1 rRNA gene is annotated in these 264 nt (G+C 50.8%); it reads right to left on the reverse strand.

Annotated features, from left to right (window positions below):
- Positions 1-264 (reverse strand): 23S ribosomal RNA (locus IEQ44_RS16030); the annotation flags it as partial.

A 264-nucleotide genomic window follows, 5' to 3' on the forward strand; every position in this document is an offset into this window, starting at 1 on the left:
GGTCTATACCCTGCAACTTAACGCCCAGTTAAGACTCGGTTTCCCTTCGGCTCCCCTATTCGGTTAACCTTGCTACAGAATATAAGTCGCTGACCCATTATACAAAAGGTACGCAGTCACACGCCTAAGCATGCTCCCACTGCTTGTACGTTCACGGTTTCAGGTTCTTTTTCACTCCCCTCGCCGGGGTTCTTTTCGCCTTTCCCTCACGGTACTGGTTCACTATCGGTCAGTCAGGAGTATTTAGCCTTGGAGGATGGTCCC

Source organism: Nocardioides malaquae, from assembly GCF_015070385.1.
GTDB classification, from domain to species: domain Bacteria; phylum Actinomycetota; class Actinomycetes; order Propionibacteriales; family Nocardioidaceae; genus Nocardioides; species Nocardioides malaquae.